General features: G+C 71.9%; 13 protein-coding genes. 9 read left to right on the top strand and 4 right to left on the bottom strand.

Features of this window, described 5'->3' with window-relative positions; all coding sequences use genetic code 11:
- Nucleotides 1-18 precede the first annotated feature (18 nt).
- Genes AB0M30_RS38625 through AB0M30_RS38615 form a run of 3 tightly spaced genes read right to left on the bottom strand, consistent with a single transcriptional unit; the run spans nucleotide 19 to nucleotide 4,174 of the window.
- The gene (locus tag AB0M30_RS38625; RefSeq protein ID WP_364594812.1) at nucleotides 19-1,308 is read right to left on the bottom strand and encodes an MFS transporter; all 1,290 of its coding nucleotides are present in this window, start codon (nucleotides 1,306-1,308) and stop codon (nucleotides 19-21) included.
- Complete coding sequence (locus AB0M30_RS38620; RefSeq protein WP_364594809.1) at nucleotides 1,305-2,243, bottom strand: TauD/TfdA family dioxygenase; 939 nt, start codon at nucleotides 2,241-2,243, stop codon at nucleotides 1,305-1,307. Before AB0M30_RS38620 ends, AB0M30_RS38625 begins: the two co-directional genes overlap by 4 nt.
- Complete coding sequence (locus AB0M30_RS38615) at nucleotides 2,240-4,174, bottom strand: RiPP maturation radical SAM C-methyltransferase (protein WP_364594806.1); 1,935 nt, start codon at nucleotides 4,172-4,174, stop codon at nucleotides 2,240-2,242. Before AB0M30_RS38615 ends, AB0M30_RS38620 begins: the two co-directional genes overlap by 4 nt.
- Before the next feature lie 581 nt (nucleotides 4,175-4,755).
- Between AB0M30_RS38615 and AB0M30_RS38610 the strand changes: the two genes are divergently transcribed.
- Nucleotides 4,756-6,021, top strand: coding sequence for a hypothetical protein (locus AB0M30_RS38610; protein ID WP_364594803.1), 1,266 nt, complete (start codon nucleotides 4,756-4,758; stop codon nucleotides 6,019-6,021).
- Nucleotides 6,022-6,149: 128 nt separating this feature from the next.
- Here AB0M30_RS38610 and AB0M30_RS38605 read toward each other — a convergent pair whose 3' ends face one another.
- Nucleotides 6,150-7,169: a reductase gene (locus AB0M30_RS38605; RefSeq protein WP_364594800.1), complete on the bottom strand. Its 1,020-nt coding sequence runs from the start codon at nucleotides 7,167-7,169 to the stop codon at nucleotides 6,150-6,152.
- Nucleotides 7,170-7,257: 88 nt separating this feature from the next.
- On the opposite strand from AB0M30_RS38605, the gene AB0M30_RS38600 reads away from it, so the two are divergent.
- From AB0M30_RS38600 to AB0M30_RS38565, 8 genes are all read left to right on the top strand, one after another.
- Nucleotides 7,258-8,082, top strand: a complete 825-nt coding sequence (locus AB0M30_RS38600; RefSeq protein WP_364594797.1) for a hypothetical protein — start codon at nucleotides 7,258-7,260, stop codon at nucleotides 8,080-8,082.
- Between the two features lie 205 nt (nucleotides 8,083-8,287).
- On the top strand, nucleotides 8,288-9,505 hold the full coding sequence (locus AB0M30_RS38595; RefSeq protein WP_364594794.1) for a cytochrome P450: 1,218 nt from the start codon (nucleotides 8,288-8,290) through the stop codon (nucleotides 9,503-9,505).
- A gap of 28 nt (nucleotides 9,506-9,533) precedes the next feature.
- Nucleotides 9,534-11,195, top strand: coding sequence for an aminotransferase class III-fold pyridoxal phosphate-dependent enzyme (locus AB0M30_RS38590; protein WP_364594791.1), 1,662 nt, complete (start codon nucleotides 9,534-9,536; stop codon nucleotides 11,193-11,195).
- Nucleotides 11,192-11,599 carry a thioesterase family protein gene (locus tag AB0M30_RS38585; RefSeq protein WP_364594788.1) on the top strand — a complete coding sequence of 136 codons (408 nt, stop codon included), beginning with the start codon at nucleotides 11,192-11,194 and terminating at the stop codon, nucleotides 11,597-11,599. The genes AB0M30_RS38590 and AB0M30_RS38585 overlap by 4 nt, the downstream gene beginning before the upstream one ends.
- The gene (locus tag AB0M30_RS38580) at nucleotides 11,596-12,081 is read left to right on the top strand and encodes a hypothetical protein (protein WP_364594785.1); all 486 of its coding nucleotides are present in this window, start codon (nucleotides 11,596-11,598) and stop codon (nucleotides 12,079-12,081) included. Before AB0M30_RS38585 ends, AB0M30_RS38580 begins: the two co-directional genes overlap by 4 nt.
- Before the next feature lie 5 nt (nucleotides 12,082-12,086).
- Nucleotides 12,087-13,208 carry a beta-ketoacyl-[acyl-carrier-protein] synthase family protein gene (locus tag AB0M30_RS38575; RefSeq protein ID WP_364594782.1) on the top strand — a complete coding sequence of 374 codons (1,122 nt, stop codon included), beginning with the start codon at nucleotides 12,087-12,089 and terminating at the stop codon, nucleotides 13,206-13,208.
- Between the two features lies 1 nt (nucleotide 13,209).
- Complete coding sequence (locus AB0M30_RS38570) at nucleotides 13,210-13,695, top strand: hypothetical protein (protein ID WP_364594779.1); 486 nt, start codon at nucleotides 13,210-13,212, stop codon at nucleotides 13,693-13,695.
- Nucleotides 13,692-15,092, top strand: coding sequence for a class I adenylate-forming enzyme family protein (locus AB0M30_RS38565; protein ID WP_364594776.1), 1,401 nt, complete (start codon nucleotides 13,692-13,694; stop codon nucleotides 15,090-15,092). Before AB0M30_RS38570 ends, AB0M30_RS38565 begins: the two co-directional genes overlap by 4 nt.
- The last annotated feature ends 14 nt before the right edge of the window (nucleotides 15,093-15,106 follow it).

Here is a 15,106-nt window from a genome sequence, read left to right as displayed (position 1 = left end):
TCCTCCCCGGCTCGGTGCTCAGCGCACATCGGTGGACGTGGCCGTCCGCGGCCCGGACGGGTCGGGCGGTGCTTCGGCAGGCTGGGGATCGCGCTGGCGGATCGGGCTGAACAGGCCGAACACCACCACCACCAGGAAGACCCCGCCGACGGCCAGCAGCGGCCCGCGGGCGCCGAACTGGGCGACCAGTGCGGTCAGGACGACGGCGCCGATCGGCCCGAGAGCGCTGTGCAACGTCCAGAAGGCGGCCGTCACCCGCCCGAGCAGGTGGTCGGGGGTGAGCTGCTGCCGCAGGGACATCGAACAGATCCCCGCCAGTGCCATGCCGGCGCCGTAGGCCAGCGCGGCGCCGTCGGCGACCGCGAGGCCGCCCGTCACCCCCAGCACGGCGACGGCGATTCCGCACACCACGTACGAAGTCAGCCAGCACGCCCCGAACCCCCACCGGCGACGCAGGCGCGCCGTCAAGGCGGCACCGAGGATCGTGCCCGCCCCGGCGAAGCCCAGCAGGTACCCGACCGCGCTCTCGCCGTGGCCGAGCTCGGTGCGGACGCGGTAGATGAACACGTCGAGCAGCCCCAGGCTCAGGAAGGTGATGACGGTCAGCAGGATCGTCACCGCGCGCAGCACCGGGCTGGCCCACAGGAACCTCAGCCCGGTGACGAAGCTCGTCCGCACGTCACGCCAGGCCGGCGCCTCGCCCGGGTCCACCGCCCTGCTCCGCAGCCGGATGGACACCAGACCGGCCACGGATACGGCGAAGCTGACCGCGTCGAGGGCGATGGCCACGGTGGAGCCGAGGGACGCGGCCACCGCGCCGGCCAGGACCGGCCCGGCCACGTGCGCGACCGCGTCGGTGGTCTGCAGCCGGCTGTTCGCCTCCACGATCCGGTCGCGGTCCACCAGGTTGGCCACCGCGGTGACGTACCCGACCTGGAACAGCATGCTGAACACCGACGCGAACGCCATGACCACGTACAGCAGCCACACCTGCGGGTCGATCGCCCAGCACACCGGGATGGCGCCGTAGAGCACCGCGCGGGCGACGTCGCACCAGATCATCAGCCGTCGCCGGTCGGTCCGGTCGACGACCATCCCCGCGAACAGCCCGGTGACGATCGCCCCGGCCCCGGCGACGCCGGTCAGCAGCCCCATCTGCGCAACGGACCCGGTCGCCTGCAGCACCAGCAGGGGCAGGGCGACCAGCGCGAAGGCGTCGCCGAGCGCGGAAGTCGTCTGGACCGCCCAGAACACGGCGAAGTTCCGGTCGCGCCACAACGGGCGGACAGGCAGGCGCGAAGTGCTCATCGGCGCGCGGGTTCCCGCGAGGGCTCGGCCATGGCGACGGCGATCCGGCGCGGCCCGGTGAAGGGCTCACGACCGTGCGCGGCCAGCATGTTGTCGACGACCAGCACGTCGTCGCGGCGGTAGTCGAAGCGGACGGCGGCGGCCCGGTAACACGCGCGCAGGTGCTCGGTCACCGCGTCCGGGATCGGTGCGCCATCGCCGTAGTAGGTGTTGCCGGGCAGGCCGTCCTCGCCGTACATCTCCAGCAGGCCGAGCCGGACGGGTTCGGGCAGGGTCGTGACGTGGAAGACGGTCGCGTGGTTGAACCACACGGAGGCCCCGGTGACGGGGTGGCGGTGCACCGCGTCACGGACCGCCTCGGTGCGCAGGTGGCCGTCGTCGCGCCAGCAGGCCCGGATGCCGTTTTCGGCGCAGTAGCGCGAAACCTCGTCCCGGCTGCCAGTGCCGAACGCCGCACGCCAGGACAGGCCGACCTCGTCGCTGTAGTTGCGCACCACCATCCAGCGGCGCCGGGTGAACTCCTCGCGCACGTCCGGATCGATCGCCTCGAGGACCCGGCGCGTGTCGGCCAGCGGCGTCGCCCCCTGCGTGTGCGGCGGCTCGACGCAGTGGAAGTACAGCACCCGCGGCCACCCGGCCTGATAGGAGTTCTCGTTGTGCAGGAAGATTTCCTGGTCCGCCGGGTAGTCGGTCGAGGTGTACACGTGGCCCTTGATCACCGTGCGCGGGGACGACCGCTCGGAGTAGGCGAGCGCGGGGCCGGACAGCTCGCGCACGACGGCCTCGAAGCCTTCGACGCCGCCCACCCGGAACCCGCGCAGCAGCACCGCCCCGTGCACCACGAGTGCCTCACGCAGTTCCGCACGCCCGGCGCGGACCCGGTCCACGATCTCCCCGCCGCCTTCGACGACCAGCGGCAGTGCCGGGGCCGTCATCGGAGGTCCTCCCGACCGCCGGTGAGCACCGGCAGCAGGCGCCGGGCCCCCGGCTCGGCGGCGGGCGACTCCGGCTCGGCCTGATCACCGCCTTCGGTCAGCACCAGGCTGAGCAACCGCCCGTTCTCCTCGAACAACAGCCCCAGCGACTGCAGCCGGGCGATCCGGACGGCGACGTCGGCTTCCCCGTCCGGCCGGCCGAGGGTGACCTGGTCGGGGCGCGCCGGGGAAGCCAGCCGCCGCAGCAGCTCGGCGTCCAGCTCGTCCACCGGGTGCTCGACCGGGACGCCCGATCGCGAATCGCGCACGACCGGCCCACCGGGCCCCGCGGTGACCAGGCGCAGCTCCGGGTGCGGGCCGTCTCCCGCCCAGGCCGCGCGCCAGGCCGCGACCAGCTCGCGCAGCCGCTCGTGCCAGGTCAGCGCGTTCTGCATGTACGGCCCGAGGTTGTGGTCGGCGAAGAAGTAGGCGAGTTCGGCCAGCGCGTCGGCGCCGAAGGGGTAAGTCAGGCCGTAGAAGTCCATCGGGTGCAGATCGAGCCCGAACTCCGCGCGCCGCTTGAAGTACGGGCTGAATCGGTCGAACCGCACCATGAAGACCCCCACCGGCGGCGGCAGGTGCGTCAGCAGGGGCAGGTCGTGGGTGTACCGCTCGTAGACGGCCTCCTCTTCGCGGGGAAAGCCGATGAGCAGGTTCCAGTCCGGGTCGATGCTGAACTCGTCGCAGTTCTTCAGGAACTGGAGGTTGTGGAAGGCCGTGGTCCCCTTGGCCATCAGCTTCAGCGTGGAAGTCGCCAGCGCCTCGATGCCCGGCTGCACGACGGTGACCCCCGCGGCCGACATCCGCCCGAGGTCCTGACGGCTCAAGGGCAGCTTCACCTCGTAGTAGATCGAACCGCCCTCGGGTGGTTCGAGGTGCGGGAAGACCTCCTTCGGATAGCTGCGGGGCATCACGTTGTCCGTGCAGAACAACGAGGTGTACTCCGGCGCGAACCCGAAGAGCCAGTTGAACTGCTCGATCGCCAGCTTCGGGTCCATGTTGCGGTAGACCATGCTCTGGCCGTTCAGCCCGCAGAAGGTGCAGTGCGAGCGCTGGCCCCACCAGCAGCCGCGGGAGGTTTCGAAGAACAGCATGGGTTTGCTCGTCCCGGTCTCCCGCAGTCCGGCGTGCGCCTCGAGCGCGGCGAGGAAGCTCCCGTACTCCGGCAGCAGCAGGTCGTCGATGTCGTGGTCGCTGCCGATCGCCCCGCGGAAGTGGGCGTCGTGGCAGTTGCGGTGCGTCACCACACCGGGGATCGCGTCGGCCCGTTCGGGAGCGCCGTCGAGGACGTGGTCCAGGAAGGCGGGGAACGTGTCGAGCGCGGGCCCGGAGAACACGTAGTCGACGGCGTCGACGTGTTCGGCGATCACCGCACCCATCGGCGCTTCGCAGTTGGCTCCGCCGAAGGCGATCAGCACCTCGGGCCGCCGCCGTTTGAGCAGCCTGGCGAGCGCGATGCTCGGCACGTGCTGGGCGAACATGGAACTGAACCCGACCAGGTCCGCTTCGGCGAGGCGGTACTGGTCGATCAGCCGCTCGCAGAGGGCGGGCAGGCTCGCCCGCAGGGCGAGGATGCGCTGCCGGAACTCCGCCCAGTGCTCGCCGCGGTAGAAGCGGTGGAAGTACTCGTCGGTGTTGTCCGGGGCGTCCGGGAAGGCGATCTGCCGGAACAGCCAGTCCCCGAGCCCGGTGTCGACGTGGTCGTGCGTGACGGAGATCGACTCGTAGGTCTTCGCGCCGAAGTGTTCGGCGACGTCCTGGTTCAGGTAGCAGACCTCCGCTTCGACCCGGCCGCCGAAATCCCGGCCGAGCAGCGCGGCCAGCTGGCTGAGCGCGAAGGAAGGCCGGTTCCAGTCGGCGAAGGGCATGTTGACAAAAGCCACCCGAAGCATGGATCACTCCCCCGTTGGTGCCACCCGATCAGGCACGGCGGATTGTTCTCGCGTCGCACTTGGCCCAGACGAATTACCGGACATGCCGAATCATTCGCCACTCGCACGGGCGAATTGACAGCAAACCAGTGAACCCCCGGGCGCCGCCCGGTCCCCCGGTTCGCGGCGCCTGATTCCCGAGCATAGCAGCCGAACCGCGATCTGGGTACTCGTTGACCTGATCCGGTCGCTTCTTGTTGCCCCGCCACGCAACCCGGCCCGCGACGGCTACGAAAACCGCTTTCACCCCGGCCGGCGGCCGCGAATTCCCGGAATTGCCGGAGAGGGTTCTCCGCACACTATTGGTCCGGACACCGAAATCCCCGGCAACACCGTGGTCATCGCGGTATACAAAGGACAAATGACCGATCCGGGATTGGTTCGGCAAGCCGGGCGGTGGGTCCAACACGAAAGGGGGACCGGATCCCGTCGAAGAGCCTGATCTCACCGCCGTCCAGGGGCCCGGGACCCGTGGCCGAGCGGGCACGGTCGCACCGGAATTCGCTGGCGGAAGGGATGCGTGCCGACTCACACTGGCGGGGATGACCGAGGATGACAGCTGGTGCTACGCGCCGGCCAGGACGGTGCACGGAGCACTCCAGCGCGGCCACGGCGTGGCCGCGGCCTGGGTCGCCACCCACCAGCCCGCGCCGGAACCGGTGCTGGACTGCGTGCACCGCGACTACCGGTGGGACCGGCAGGTCGACGAACGGACGGTCTACCTCGCCCGGCTGATCCTCGACCTCGAACTGCCCCTCGCCCCCATCGTCGAGCAGATCCGGCACGCCGGGCGGACCACCGGGTACGACGGGAACAGGTTCGGCCAGGGCGTCGACGTCCTGGCCACCCTCGCCCGGGCCCACGTTCCCGCCGCGACCGACGCGCTGCGCCAGTACGTGCGCGACGGCGAACGCTGGGCCGACGTCCTGTCGACCATCGCCGGCACCTGGCCCCGCGCCTGGTGGGACGACCTCGCCCCGATCGTCGCCGGCCGGGTGGCCGACGCCGCACCCGAGGACATCTTCCCCCTCGAAGAACCCTGGCTGAGCTGGGCCGGACGTGACCGCCGGATCGACGTGCTGCGCCAGGCCGCCCAGCCGGCCACCGCCTGGCAATGCCCGAGCGTGGCCCACCACGACACTCCGGCCGCCGCCTTGCTCGGCCTGCTCACGGACCCGGGCGCCGCATCCGAGACGCTCTCGGCGGTGCTGCACGAATTCGCCCGGCACCGGGATCCGGAACCGCGGTTGCTCGACGTCGCCGACACCGTGGCCGCCCGCACGGACGTACGGCGAACCGGGTTGTTCCCCGCGCTCGAGAAGCTGGGACCGCGGATCACGCGACAGGCCCGGCTCTGGGCCGGCGACCCTGCCCACCCGCTGTGGTGGCGGGCCGTGGAGACCCTCGCCGAACACGCAGAGGCTGCCGACGTCCCCGCGCTGCTGACCGCCCTCGAACGGCTCGACGGTGACAAGGACGACTGGTGCGGCTACGACGCCCTGGCCCGTGGGTTCGCGCGCCTCGGTGTCACCGAGGTCGTGCCGAGGCTTCGTTCGCTCTGGCACCGGAGCCCGCACTCCTACGAACGGGCCGCCTACGTGAAAGCGTTGCTGACACTGGATCCCGGCACCACGCGGCAGGATCTGCCCGAGGCGCTCCGGGACTGCGAGAGCGACGTCCGGCTGCTGGCCGCACAGCATTCCCCGCTCACCGGCGAAGTCCGCCGACAGCTCATCCGGCTGCGGGATTCCCCCATCGAGCACGACGAAGTGCGTACCGCGGCGGCCCTTCGCCTCACCGCGGGGTAGTTCCCGGCCGTCGGGCGTCGGTGGGGAACCGGCCCTGACGATCGCCCCGATGCGGATCCACCGCCCGCAGACGGCCGCCGCCCCGCCGCTGGTGTTCCACGGCGGCCGGCGGCCGTCCTCCGCCGGATTCAGCCTGCCTGGGCGTCCCACGCGGCCAGTACCTGCTTCTCCTGCTCCGGCGCGAGCCCGAACGGCGGCGTGCCGGGTGCGGCCTGGACCGAACCGCCCGAGCGCAGCCACTCCCAGGTGTCGGCGACGGTCTCGCCGAACGGGCGGGTGCGCAGGCCCGCCGCCTTCGCGGCGGCGCCGGACACGGCCCAGAAACCGGCCGTCTCCGGTGCGTCCGGGATCCACAGCGGCAGGTGAGCCCACGGCATCACCCCTTGGCCGAGCAGGAAACCCTCGTCCATCCACACCGGACCGGCCGCCGAACCGGTGACCCGCAGGCACTCGTCGACGAGCCCGCCCATCGTGGTGTTCGTCCCGGCCGGGACGGCGTTGTACGTCCCGCCTGCCTGCGCCTCCACCTGGTCCAGGACGAACGCCGAAAGGTCGCGCACGTCGATCAGCTGGAGTCCACGGCCCGGGTCGCCGGGCGCGATCAGCCTGCCGCCCGCGGCGACCCTCGTCAGCCACCACGGCAACTGGCCGAGGTTGTCGTGCGGCCCGACGATCGATCCGGCGCGGGCGATCAGCGAGGCGCCCGGTCCGTAGGACCGCTCGATCGCCAGTTCGCACCCGCGCTTGTGGACCCGCAGGTTCTGGAAGTCGCCCGGGTCGCCATCCTGGTCCGGATCGGCCGGCCACGTCGCGGTCGACTCGTCCACCGGCGCGGTGTCCCACTTCTGGTAGACACCCGTGGTCGAGACGAACGCGTAGAACGGGGCCGAGCCGGCCAGCGCCTGCGCGGTGCGCGCCACGTGGATCGGCACCACACCGCCCGGATCGACGACCGCGTCGAAGGACCGCCCGGCGAGCTCCCGGACGCCGTCGTCGGTGGAACGGTCGCCGCGCAGCGCTTCGACGCCCTCCACGTCCTTGCCGGTCAGCCCGCGGTTGAAGGTCGTGACCCGGTGTCCCCGGCCGAGGGCGTCGCCCACGATCGTGCGCCCGACGAACGACGTGCCGCCGATGACCAACAGCCTCATGCTTCCACCCCACTCATCGCCCAGTTGACAACAAATGTTGTCGATGGTCATAGTGGTAGCGTAAACACTTGTTGTCAAGGAGGTGTCCGTGCGGGCGATGTCCGACGTCCAACGCGCCGCTCTGACCGCCGCGGTCGAGCAGCTGGCGTGGACCGTGGTGCGGGAGGTGCTGGAACTCGGGCCGGAGGACGGTCCGCACTCCGACCTGCCGGACGCGGACCTGCGCCAGATGTGGCTGACGGCGCTGACCTCACTGCTGGCGATCCGCGACAGCGCCGAGCAGCTGGCCGCGTCCGCGGCGCTGTCGGCCGCCCAGCGTGGCGCCGACTACCCCGCGATCGGCCACGCGGCCGGGATGACCCGCCAGGGCGCCCGGCGCAAGTGGCCGGGGCTGGCCGGGCTGAGCGACGAACGCCAGCGCAAGCTCGCCTGGTGGGACCGGCGGGGAAGCCAGTTCGCCGACTGCGTCCGCGCGGTGCTGGCCGAGGCGGGCCGGAACGGGGAATCGCCCCGGCTGGCAGCACTGCGCGAACGGCTCGAGGAGATCGAGCGGGCGCCGGCGGTGGAGCGGATCGACGCGTTCGACATGTTCCTGATCGACGCCCACGCGATCTCGGTGGAGACCACGGCGGAGCGGGCAGGCGGGCTGCTGGCCGCGCTGGTCGCGGACGCGTACGCCGCCACCACCAGCCATTCGGCACTGGTGAGCCACGAGAACCGCACGTGCACCGCGGACGGCTGCGGGGAGCGGCCGATCGTCGAGGTGTGGCGCACGGACACCGAAAGCCAGGCCACGCCGGTCTGCCGCGAGCACGCCATCGAAGCCCTCGGCCGTCCGGCTACCCGGATCGTGGCCGCCCACGAGCCGGACGTCGCCTTGAAGGTCTTCGCCGAGGCGAACGGCGAAGCGTAAGAAACCGGAGCATCGCCCGCCCCACCCGCTGCGGGTGGGGCGGGCGAAGCCGTTCGAGCAGTCGTTCACCGCACCGGCCAAACCCGGCCTGACAGCTAGCTGTTTCCCCGGTCCGCCGCGCGGTCAACTTCCTGTCACGGCACCGCGATTCGCGTCCGCGCCCAGCACGATGGCGGCACACTCACGACGCTTGGAGCGGATGTCCATGACCCAGACCACTGAGTTCCAGCCACCCGGACCGGTGGGCTCTGGCACGATGACTTTGGCCTGGTGCGAGCGGATGCGCCGGACGGCACCGGTGATCAAGGATCCGGCGACCGGGGCGGTCCACGTGTTCCGGTACGCCGACGCCATGAGCATCCTCTCGGATCCGGCGACGTTTTCCTCGGACTTCGCCTCGCTGGCCCCGCCGGGTGACCCGGACGTGCCGAGCTTCACCGAGGCCGCGCTGACCATGCTGGACCCGCCGCGGCACCGCCAGCTGCGCGGCCTGGTGTCCGGCGCGTTCACGCCGCGGATGACGGCCGCGCTCGAGCCGCGGATCGAAGCGGTGACCGAGAGCCTGCTCGACGCCGTGGCCGGACGCGAGGAGATCGACCTCGTCGCCGAACTGACCTACCCGCTGCCGGTGATCGTGATCGCCGAGCTGCTCGGCATCCCCGGGGACGACCGGGCCATGTTCCGCGGCTGGGCCGAATCACTGCTCTCCGACAGCAGGGACGCCGCGGTCGGCACGATGGGCGACGGCACCGTACCCGAGGAGACCGGACGGCACCTGCGGGAGATGAACGCCTACCTGCTAGACAGCATCGCGCAGCGGCGGACCCGGCCGACCGGCGACCTCGTCGGCAAGCTCGTCGAGTCCGAAGTAGACGGTCAGCGGCTGACCGACGCGGAGATCGTCAGCTTCGTCGCGTTCCTCCTGCTGGCCGGGCACCTCACCACGACTCTGCTGCTGGGCAACACGATGCTGTGCCTCGATGAACACCCCGAGGCGATGGCGGCGGTCCGCGCCGACCACGGCCGCATTCCCGCCCTCGTCGAGGAAGTGCTCCGTTACCGGCCGCCGGTCGTGTTCCTGTACCGGCTGACGAAGGCGCCGGTGACTCTCGGCGGCGTCGAGGTGCCCGCCGGCACGATCGTGGTCCCGTGGGTGATCTCGGCGAACCGGGACGAGGACCGGTTCGCCGGGGCCGGCCGGTTCGACATCGACCGCCCGGCCAACGCCCACCTGACCTTCTCGCACGGGCCGCACTTCTGCATCGGCGCCCCGCTGGCCCGGATGGAGGCGCGGATCGTGCTGACCGCGCTGCTGCGCCGCTACCGCGACATCCGGCTCGCCGACGGCGCCGCCCCGACCTACCACCAGAGCCCGGACATCTTCGGCGTGAAGCGGCTGCCCGTCACCGTCCGCCCGGCCTGAACCCGACCGCCCGACGACAGGGAGCACGATGACGAACGCGGACGAGATCGCCGCCGCCATCAAGAAGATGCTGGTGACCGACCTTTTCGTCGAGGTCGGCGCCGACGAGATGGGACTGGACCAGAGCCTGCGCGACGCCTTCGGGCTCGACTCGCTGGGCTTCGTCGAGCTGCGGGTGCAGTGCGAGAACGTCTTCGGTGTGCGGATTTCCGACGAGGAGTTCAACCCGGAGAACTTCACCAGCATCCGTGCGGTGACCGAGCTGATCCACCAGCAGCTGACCGCGAACACCGGGCAGGGCGACGGCCTCGACGACCGGGTGCCCGAGGCGGACCTCGACGTCCTCCGGTTCGAGCGCCGGGTCCGGCTCGACCACTACGGTGGCCATGCGCTGCCGTTCGCGGCACTGGGGTCGAGCGGGCTCGTCCAGCGCTTCGTCGAGCTGGCCGGTCCGGCCGCGGGCCGCGGGTTCGACGTCATCGACGCGAGCGGCGGGTACGGCAGCGCGTGTCTCGGCGCGGCCCACGAGGTCGTCAAGGCCGCGCTGGACCGCGCGGTCGACGAGGTCGGCTACGCCACCGACGAAACCGGCTCGGCCGAGCGCGCGCACCTGCTGTGGGAGCTGTTCGGCGAAGGCGGGCTGTGGGCCGACCGCTTCCCGGCGGAGCAGTACCACGTCAGCGGCCGGAACTCCGGCTCGGAGGGCGTGGAGCTGGCCATGCGGCTGGTGCTGGAATCCCGGTTCGACGGACGGAAACTGGCGCCCCGCGAAGGAAAGGCGCAGCGGGACACCGTGCTGGCGTTCGAGGGCGCCTGGCACGGCTGGTCCGGTGGCCTGCTGCCGCTGCTCAACAAACGGCACTACCGCGTCGGGCTGCCGGCACCGGCGTCCGGGGAACCGTACGGGATCCGCGTCGAGCACATCCCGTTCGGCGACGCCACGGCGCTCCGGGAGTTCTTCGAGACCGAGGGTGAGCGCCTGCTGGCCGTCGTCGTGGAGCCCGTGCAGGGTGACGCGGGTGTGCTGGTGCCGCCCGAGGGGTATCTGCGGGAGATTTCCACGCTGTGCCGGCACTCCGGCGCCCTGCTCGTCGCCGACGAGGTGCTGACGTTCGCCAAGACCGGCCGCTTCTTCGCGATGACCGACGCCGACGGCCCGATCCCCACCGACATCACCGTGCTCGGCAAGAGCCTCGGCATGGGAGTCCTGTCGACGTCGATGGTCATCGCGCTGCGGGACCTGACCGTGCGCGCCTCGGGCGCGGTAGCGACCTCCGACCTGCGTCCGCTGACCTGTGCGGTGATCCGCGACGGCCTGCGGTACATCACCTCCGAGCGGCTGCTGGAGCGGTCCGCGGCGGTCGGCCGGACGCTGTCGGGGCTGCTGGCCGACGAGCTCGTCGCGCAGTTCCCGGACCTCTACCGGCGCTCCGACGGCGCCGGCTACCTGCACGGCGTCGAGCTGACCGAGGAGGCGTCGTGGCACCTGGGCCGGCTGCGGGAATGCCTGGTGCGCGCGGGCGTCTACGTCGAGTACATGTCCGGGGCCGGCCAGCGGTCGCGCGGACTGTCCTACGTGTACCCGACCATGCGCGTCGCGCCGCCGCTGATCGCCACCGAAGACGACGTGGTGACCGTGGTCGAGCGACTGCGCGAGGGGTCGACGGCGTTCCGGAAGGCCAGCCTGTGACGGCGACGCTGGGCACGCTCACCCGCCGGGTGGAGCACGTCGACACCGACGCCTCCGGTGTCATGCACTTCGCCCGGTACCCCTCGCTGCTCGAGACTGCGGCGCTGGAAGGACTGGAGCGCCTCGGCATCGGCCTCGACGCGCTCGCCGCGGACGGGCTCGACCTGGTGGTCGCCGAGGCGAAGCTGACCTACCGGCACCCAGCCCGGTTCCTCGACCGGCTCGGGGTCACGGTCGGCCTGGCCCACCTGGGCGCGGCCTCCCTCCGGGTGGCGGGCGAGGTCACACTCGCGGAGACCACGCTGGTCACCGGAACACTGGTTTTCGGAGCCGTCGGCCGGACGACGGGAACGCCGTCGGTCCTGCCCGGCCGGGTCACCGAGGTGCTGAAGGAGTTCGTGTGAGCACGACAGCCACGACGGTCAAGGCCATGGGATTCAGCGAGCTGAAGACCTGGCTGCGGCATCGCCACCCGATGATCTACCTCGACCGCGTGCTCGACCACGAGCCGGGGGTCTCGCTGACGAGCATGCTCTCGGTGTCCGGCAACATGGACAGCGTCGCGGGCCACTTCCCCGAGCGGGCCATCTTCCCGGCCAGCCACCTCACCCAGGCGATGGCCCAGTCGGCGATCATCCTGCTCCAGGTGAGCACCACCCTGCTCGCCGACGACGAGATCACCCTCGTCGGCTCGCTGAAGGCGCGGTTCACCAAGATCGTGGTGCCCGGCGACCAGGTGGTGATCTCCACCCGGTTCGACGAGGAGACCAGCGGCAACACCTTCTCCTACACCTGCCGGGCCACGGTCGGCCCGGCGCCGGTGGCCGCCTGCCAGCTGACCCTCGTGCGCCTGAACGTGGAACAACTCGGCGAACAGTTCTGGTGACCGCCGTGGCGGACAGGGACATCGTGGTGACGGGCATGGCGTGGACGACCGCTCTGGGCACCGGCGTGGACGCCGTGTGGTCCGCGCTGCTGGCGGGCGAGACCGGCATCCGGCCGGTGGCGAGCGGGTTCCCGCTGCGGAACACGGCCGCGGCCGCGGTCGGCGACCCGCCGCTGACCGACGGACCGGACCGGCGCCAGCGGGTGCTCACCGAGCGGACTGTGCTGCGGGCCCTCGGCGACGCGGGCGTCGAGGCCTCGGACCCTCGCGTACAGGCGGTGCTGGGTACCAGCTACGGGTCGCATTTGGACACTCCGGCACCGTCGTCGCTGTCCCGGTGGTGCACCGAGGTGACCACCGGGATCGGCATGGTCCGCGCGCCGCTTTCGATCAGCACCGCCTGCTCGGCAGGCGCGGACGCGATCCTGGTCGCCACCGAACTGATCCGCGACGGCGTCGCGGACATCTGCGTCTGCGGCGGCACCGACGTGCTGACGCCGGCCAAGCGGCTCGCCCACTCGGCGATGGGCACGATGTCGCCCACGTCGCTGCGGGCGTTCGACGAAAGCCACGACGGGACGCTGCTCGGGGAAGGGTCCGCGGTCCTCGTGCTCGAGTCGGGCCGGTCCGCGCGGGCGCGCGGTGCCCGGCCGCACGGGAAGGTGATCGGGGTGGGCTCGTCGAACGACGCACAGGGCGCCACCGCCCCGGACCCCAGCGGGGAATCGGTGGCAAGAGCGGTCCGCCGCGCCCTCGCCCGGTCCGGCCGCACCCTCGCCGACGTCGGTGTGATCAACGCGCACGGGTCCGGCACACCGGTCAACGACACGACCGAGCTGACCGGGTACTCCCGGCTGTTCGACGGCGCGGCCGGCCCGCCGACGCTGTTCGCCACCAAGGGCGCGTTCGGGCACAGCCTGGGCGCAACCGGCGCGATCGAGGCGATCACCGTGCTGCTCGCGTTGCGGGACAACGTCGTTCCCCCCGTGCTCGGCCTCGCGAAGCCGCGGCCGGGCTGGCCGTTCCCGGTCGGCGGGCCGGCTCCGGTGCGCGGCGGGGTGGGGCTCAGCGTGACGCTCGGGTTCGGCGGGTTCAACACGTGTCTCGCACTCGAAGGGAACCGGTGACATGGCGCTGCTGGCCAAGGGATCGGCCACCGCGAAGACGTTGTCGGACGTCCGCGGCAGCAAGCGGTCGATGTTCGCCGACCCGGCCGCGTGGCTGGTCGCCGCCGCGGTGGAAGACGCGATCGAGGGCATGCGGGCCGAGCTCACCGCGGCCGCGTCCGAGGTCGGTGTCATCTGCGTGAGCCGGCACTGCACGGTGCACACCATCAGCGCGATCGGGCGCGGCGTGCCGGACGGCCGGGTGTCGCCGATGCGGTTCGCCGGCGCCAACCCCGGCGCGATGAGCAGCCTGCCCTGCATCCTCTTCGGGTTCGGCGGCCCCACCCTGGTCTTCACGATGGACCCCGAGGCTGCGGCGCCCGCCGTCGCCTCGGTCGCCCGGGCGTGGCTGCGCGACGGGAGCGCCCGGTACGTCCTGGTGTGTTCGCACACCGCCGGCGCCGAGGGCCACGTGACGCGGTGCGAAGTGCTGGGACCCGGCGCATGACCACGACACCGGCCGTCGCCGTTCCGTTCGGTGCCGCGGAGGTCGAGCAGTTCCTCACCACCGGCGTGCGCACCGACTCGCCGCAGCCGGGTGCCAGCGCGTTCCCGGAGGTCCTCGAGGACCTGGCCGCGTTGTCCCTGCCGCCGGGCGCACCCGTGCTGATCGTTCTGCCGAACGGCATCGACCTGCTCTCGGTGTTCTTCGCGGTGTCACTTCTGGGCGGGGTTCCGGTGCCGATGGCGTCCTCGGCGACGGCGGCGCGGACCCGCGAGGTCGCCGTCGCGCTCGGGGCCGCCGCGGTGGTCGCGCCCAGCCTGCGTGCCGGGCCGCTCGGCGGCTCCGGCCGGTACCGGGTCGGCCGGCTCGATGCCGTCGCGCTGCCGTCGGCGAGGCCGGCGGACTACTCCCCCGGCGAGGTGGTGATCCCGACGTCCGGCACCTCCGGGATCTTCAGCGCCTGCGTGCACACGGTGGACGCACTGCTGCGCAACAGCAGGCGGCACGCCGCGGCGATCGGCCAGCGGCCGGACGACACGATCCTGGTCACCCTCCCGATGAACTATTCGTACGCACTGGTGGCGCAGGCGCTTTCGGCGTTCGCCACCGGCTGCCGCCTGGTGGTGTCCGGGCCTCCGTTCACCGCGCCCGCCTACCGGGCTGCGGTGCGCTCGCACGGGATCACGGTTTCGTCGCTGACCCCGGTGCTGGTGCGGATGCTCGCCCGGCAGGAGCTTTCGCTGCCGTCGTCGCTGCGCGTGCTCACCGTGGGCGGTGACGCGCTCGAACCCGCGCTCGTCGCACGGGTCCTGGCCGAAAACCCCGGGCTCGAGCTCTACCTGACGTACGGGCTCACCGAAGCGGGGCCACGGGTCTCGACCCTGGCCGCGCACCGCGAACCGGCCGGACGGCACTCCTCGGTCGGCCTGCCGCTGCCCGGCGTGCGGGCCTTCCTGCGCAACCCGGACCGGACCGGCTGCGGCGAGCTGCTGGTGGCGTCCGACACCGTGCTGCGGCGCAAGGTCGGCCGGAACGACGGCGACGCCGCCGACCCGCTCGTGTCACCGGGTGTGCTGGCCACCGGCGATCGGTTCGTCATCGACGAGGACGGCTACCTGTACTTCCGGGGCAGGCTGCGCGACTTCCTGGTCGTCGACGGGCAGAAGGTGGCGCTGCCGTCGATCCGGCGGTTCGCCGGGTCCCTTCCCGGGGTGCTGAAGGCGGTCACGAAGGTGCACCGCGCGGACGGAGACCGGGTGCGGTTCGACCTCGAGCTGTACGTGGACGAGGTGGCCGATACGCGAGCCATCGAACGCCGGCTGCGGGAAGTGCTGCTGCGCAACGAGCGTCCGGCCGCCGTCGTCTTCCACGCCGAACTGCCCAGCGGCGTGCACAAGTGAAGGAGGAGTGCGGC

Origin of the sequence: Amycolatopsis sp. NPDC051716 (assembly GCF_040681595.1) — a bacterium.
Lineage (GTDB): Bacteria > Actinomycetota > Actinomycetes > Mycobacteriales > Pseudonocardiaceae > Amycolatopsis.
The sequence above is the reverse complement of the archived record's forward strand: the minus strand, read 5'-3'. Positions and strand labels throughout refer to the sequence as shown.

Bases quoted from the DNA above. Each gene is read 5' to 3' on its own strand.
- AB0M30_RS38625 (WP_364594812.1), bottom strand. From the start codon at position 1,308: ATGAGCACTTCGCGCCTGCCTGTCCGCCCGTTGTGGCGCGACCGGAAC.
- AB0M30_RS38620 (WP_364594809.1), bottom strand. From the start codon at position 2,243: ATGACGGCCCCGGCACTGCCGCTGGTCGTCGAAGGCGGCGGGGAGATC.
- AB0M30_RS38615 (WP_364594806.1), bottom strand. From the start codon at position 4,174: ATGCTTCGGGTGGCTTTTGTCAACATGCCCTTCGCCGACTGGAACCGG.
- AB0M30_RS38610 (WP_364594803.1), top strand. From the start codon at position 4,756: ATGACCGAGGATGACAGCTGGTGCTACGCGCCGGCCAGGACGGTGCAC.
- AB0M30_RS38605 (WP_364594800.1), bottom strand. From the start codon at position 7,169: ATGAGGCTGTTGGTCATCGGCGGCACGTCGTTCGTCGGGCGCACGATC.
- AB0M30_RS38595 (WP_364594794.1), top strand. From the start codon at position 8,288: ATGACCCAGACCACTGAGTTCCAGCCACCCGGACCGGTGGGCTCTGGC.
- AB0M30_RS38590 (WP_364594791.1), top strand. From the start codon at position 9,534: ATGACGAACGCGGACGAGATCGCCGCCGCCATCAAGAAGATGCTGGTG.
- AB0M30_RS38570 (WP_364594779.1), top strand. From the start codon at position 13,210: ATGGCGCTGCTGGCCAAGGGATCGGCCACCGCGAAGACGTTGTCGGAC.
- AB0M30_RS38565 (WP_364594776.1), top strand. From the start codon at position 13,692: ATGACCACGACACCGGCCGTCGCCGTTCCGTTCGGTGCCGCGGAGGTC.